Below are 3,869 nucleotides of genomic sequence, written 5' to 3'. Positions count from 1 at the left end.
TAATGTGCCCTCAAACAAGATTTGAAGATCTGATCATGACATTGAGATTTAGTTCAAAAAAATCCCCGCTAATTTCTTAGCAGGGATTTGTGTATAAGAGACAGCTAATTAGCGCCTTTTTACATTGTGGCTAAATACAAATTTAATGCTGGTTAATCATGTGCGTTGCTAGTTGAGAGAATGATTGCTTTAAGCCTTCACGTAACAACGGGTTGTCTATTTCTATATCCAGCGTTTTATTCATGCAGTACATCCACTGATCGCGCAATGCTTTATCTACAGTAAAAGGCATATGGCGTTTACGTAGCATTGGCTGGCCATGTTTTTCTGTAAATAGGTTTGGCCCGCCTAACCAACCAGATAAAAATTCAAAAAATACTTGGCGAATTCGATCTAATGGCAGAGGATGCATATCATATAACGGTTTAGCGTATTCATCTGACTCCATTATGTCGTAGAATCGATTGGCAATAGCGCGCGCTCCTTTTTCTCCACCTATTATTTCGTACGGTGTTTTTTCAGGAGTAGGAGCTTGTTGCTCGGGAGCTGGCTTAGATTTAGAAAAAAGTCGTTTAATCATATTACTTATCATCGTTAATAGGCAGTGTATAGCTGCAAAGAGGTTGCTTTAAAATGGACAAATATGCGGTTTTTGGAAATCCAATTAAACATTCAAAATCCCCCGCGATACATAAACAATTTGCTGTATCACTGGGTGAGCAAATCGACTATCGCGCAATATTAGCACCTATCGATAACTTTGAAAAAACAGTATTGTCTTTTTTTGAGCAAGGTGGTGTTGGTGCTAACGTTACAATGCCATTTAAAGAGCAAGCCTATGCAATGGCTGATGAGCTTACGGCATTAGCTAAAATTGTAGGGGCTGTTAATACATTAAAAAAACGAGATGATGGCACATTACTCGGTGATAACACCGATGGTGTGGGCTTTGTAAATGATTTACTCGCTAATGAAGTAGCCATAACTAATAAACGCATTTTAATCATAGGTGCGGGCGGTGCTGCTCGAGGGGTTATTTTACCTTTGTTAGAGCATAACCCTCAGGAAATAATAATAGTTAATCGCACAGCACAAAAAGCCAAAGAACTCGCAGAGCTGTTTACTCAATATGGACCAGTATCTGGCTTTGGCTTTGATGATTTACCAGTAAGCGATTACTCACTAATTATAAACTCTACCTCTAGCAGTATGAATAACGAACTTCCAGCACTTGATAAAAAACACATAACTAACTGTGAAGTCGCTTATGACATGTTTTATTCACTGCAAAATACCATTTTTATGAATTGGGTTGCACAGCATAATATTAACGCTAAGCTTTTAGATGGCAGTGGAATGTTAGTTGGTCAAGCTGCTCAAGCATATTATGTATGGCGTAACAAAATGCCAAAAATACTTCCCGTTGTTGATGCGCTTAAACAAGGAATGCTTAAATGAATCAGGCAATACAGTTTATAGATAGGCTAGAGTTTAGAGAGCCCGATCATCAGTTAGTTTTTTTTGCACAAGTGAGTGGCATGCTGGTGGAATGTATAATAGAAGTAAATACACTTAAATTAACAGACGAAAGTCACGCAACAGAATATTTTGAAAAGTATCGTTTTGATTACGAAGAACGTGCCGAGGAGCTTATTGAAGATGAAAGTTATAACTCGGCAGGCCAAATTGAAGTAAGCTTATTAACTTAAGTTAGCGATTTCAGCTAAGTATTCATCTTTAAGTGATACATAGTTATCGGCAGATATTTTTAAGAAGGCAAGTTCTTGCTCTGTAAGAGGGCGGGCTTGCTTAGCCGGACTCCCTACATATAAGTAACCAGACTCTAAACGTTTGTTTGGTGGTACTAAAGATCCTCCACCTATAATTACATCATCTTCAACAACCACGTTATCCATAATAATAGCGCCCATACCTACAAGTATACGGTTTCCTAATACACATCCGTGCAGCATTACCTTATGACCAACTGTTACATCGTCACCTATAATAAGTGGGTAACCATCAGGATTGCTTTTAGTTGCGCGAGATAAATGCAATACACTGCCATCTTGTATATTTGTACGCTCACCAATACGTATATAGTTAACATCACCACGTGCAGCTACTAACGGCCACACACTACTATTATCACCTAAAGTAATGTTACCAACCAAAACCGATGACTCATCAATATAAACAGACGAATTAAATGAAGGAGTAACACCTTTATAAGAACGAATTGCCATAGTTAGTACCTTTTAGATCATGATTATTAGTATTTGAGTGTATCAGCAAGGTGATTTTTGTACCATACAGTGCACTGTTTGGTTACAAAACTATCAGTTTTAGGGGGTTTAGTTCAGATACTAACCGAACAGTATCTTTTTTTACTTTTTCTTTAAAAAAGTGCTTGCGTAAAAATATGATCTCCCTATAATGCGACCCCACTGAGACGGGAAACGCCAACGCATAGCGAGGCAGGAACAACTCAGAGAGTTAAATAAAACTTCGGTTTTAAATCTTCCAAAAGAAAGTTTAAAACTAAGTGTTGACTCGAAAAATAAAGGGTGTATTATTCGCATCCCTTGAGACGCTAAAGCGACTCAAAACGTTCTTTAACAATATAAAGCAATCATCTGTGTGGGCACTCGTACAGATTGAGTTCTAACAGCTAAACTACTTAGGTAGCGAGGCAAATAAATTTAGAGTCTCAATTGAAAACTGAGTGACCAACAGAATAGTTATTTAGGTAATTATTCGGCACAGTCAATTCAATATCGAAAGATATTAAAATAAATTCAGAATTCATTGAGCTGTCGAAAGACATAAAACTTTTTAATTGAAGAGTTTGATCATGGCTCAGATGGAACGCTGGCGGCAGGCCTAACACATGCAAGTCGAGCGGGAACAGAGAGTAGCTTGCTACTTTGCTGACGAGCGGCGGACGGGTGAGTAATGCTTGGGAACATGCCTTGAGGTGGGGGACAACAGTTGGAAACGACTGCTAATACCGCATAATGTCTACGGACCAAAGGGGGCTTCGGCTCTCGCCTTTAGATTGGCCCAAGTGGGATTAGCTAGTTGGTGAGGTAATGGCTCACCAAGGCGACGATCCCTAGCTGGTTTGAGAGGATGATCAGCCACACTGGGACTGAGACACGGCCCAGACTCCTACGGGAGGCAGCAGTGGGGAATATTGCACAATGGGCGCAAGCCTGATGCAGCCATGCCGCGTGTGTGAAGAAGGCCTTCGGGTTGTAAAGCACTTTCAGTCAGGAGGAAAGGTTAACGGTTAATACCCGTTAGCTGTGACGTTACTGACAGAAGAAGCACCGGCTAACTCCGTGCCAGCAGCCGCGGTAATACGGAGGGTGCGAGCGTTAATCGGAATTACTGGGCGTAAAGCGTACGCAGGCGGTTTGTTAAGCGAGATGTGAAAGCCCCGGGCTCAACCTGGGAACTGCATTTCGAACTGGCAAACTAGAGTGTGATAGAGGGTGGTAGAATTTCAGGTGTAGCGGTGAAATGCGTAGAGATCTGAAGGAATACCGATGGCGAAGGCAGCCACCTGGGTCAACACTGACGCTCATGTACGAAAGCGTGGGGAGCAAACGGGATTAGATACCCCGGTAGTCCACGCCGTAAACGATGTCTACTAGAAGCTCGGAGCCTCGGTTCTGTTTTTCAAAGCTAACGCATTAAGTAGACCGCCTGGGGAGTACGGCCGCAAGGTTAAAACTCAAATGAATTGACGGGGGCCCGCACAAGCGGTGGAGCATGTGGTTTAATTCGATGCAACGCGAAGAACCTTACCTACACTTGACATACAGAGAACTTACCAGAGATGGTTTGGTGCCTTCGGGAACTCT

Annotated in this window: 4 protein-coding genes and 1 rRNA gene; 3 read left to right on the top strand and 2 right to left on the bottom strand. The window is 41.6% G+C overall.

All coding sequences use genetic code 11. From position 1 onward, the window contains the following. Positions 1-142 precede the first annotated feature (142 nt). The gene (locus tag I6F48_RS21020; RefSeq protein ID WP_166421949.1) at positions 143-580 is read right to left on the bottom strand and encodes a group II truncated hemoglobin; all 438 of its coding nucleotides are present in this window, start codon (positions 578-580) and stop codon (positions 143-145) included. Positions 581-633: 53 nt separating this feature from the next. Between I6F48_RS21020 and aroE the strand changes: the two genes are divergently transcribed. Beyond that, positions 634-1,458: a shikimate dehydrogenase gene (gene aroE / locus I6F48_RS21015; protein ID WP_165729603.1), complete on the top strand. Its 825-nt coding sequence runs from the start codon at positions 634-636 to the stop codon at positions 1,456-1,458. Then, complete coding sequence (locus I6F48_RS21010; protein ID WP_197120234.1) at positions 1,455-1,709, top strand: DUF1488 domain-containing protein; 255 nt, start codon at positions 1,455-1,457, stop codon at positions 1,707-1,709. The genes aroE and I6F48_RS21010 overlap by 4 nt, the downstream gene beginning before the upstream one ends. Here I6F48_RS21010 and I6F48_RS21005 read toward each other — a convergent pair. Then, complete coding sequence (locus tag I6F48_RS21005) at positions 1,701-2,246, bottom strand: gamma carbonic anhydrase family protein (RefSeq protein ID WP_024593212.1); 546 nt, start codon at positions 2,244-2,246, stop codon at positions 1,701-1,703. The genes I6F48_RS21010 and I6F48_RS21005 overlap by 9 nt on opposite strands. Before the next feature lie 590 nt (positions 2,247-2,836). Here I6F48_RS21005 and I6F48_RS21000 point away from each other — a divergent pair. Further along, positions 2,837-3,869: ribosomal RNA gene (locus I6F48_RS21000) — 16S ribosomal RNA — on the top strand; the annotation flags it as partial.

The organism is Pseudoalteromonas sp. SWYJ118 (assembly GCF_015864505.1).
In the GTDB taxonomy this organism is placed as follows: domain Bacteria; phylum Pseudomonadota; class Gammaproteobacteria; order Enterobacterales; family Alteromonadaceae; genus Pseudoalteromonas; species Pseudoalteromonas arctica.
The sequence above is the reverse complement of the archived record's forward strand: the minus strand, read 5'-3'. Positions and strand labels throughout refer to the sequence as shown.

Coding starts and splice junctions, on each gene's coding strand:
- I6F48_RS21020 (WP_166421949.1), bottom strand. CDS start 580: ATGATTAAACGACTTTTTTCTAAATCTAAGCCAGCTCCCGAGCAACAA.
- aroE (WP_165729603.1), top strand. CDS start 634: ATGGACAAATATGCGGTTTTTGGAAATCCAATTAAACATTCAAAATCC.
- I6F48_RS21010 (WP_197120234.1), top strand. CDS start 1,455: ATGAATCAGGCAATACAGTTTATAGATAGGCTAGAGTTTAGAGAGCCC.
- I6F48_RS21005 (WP_024593212.1), bottom strand. CDS start 2,246: ATGGCAATTCGTTCTTATAAAGGTGTTACTCCTTCATTTAATTCGTCT.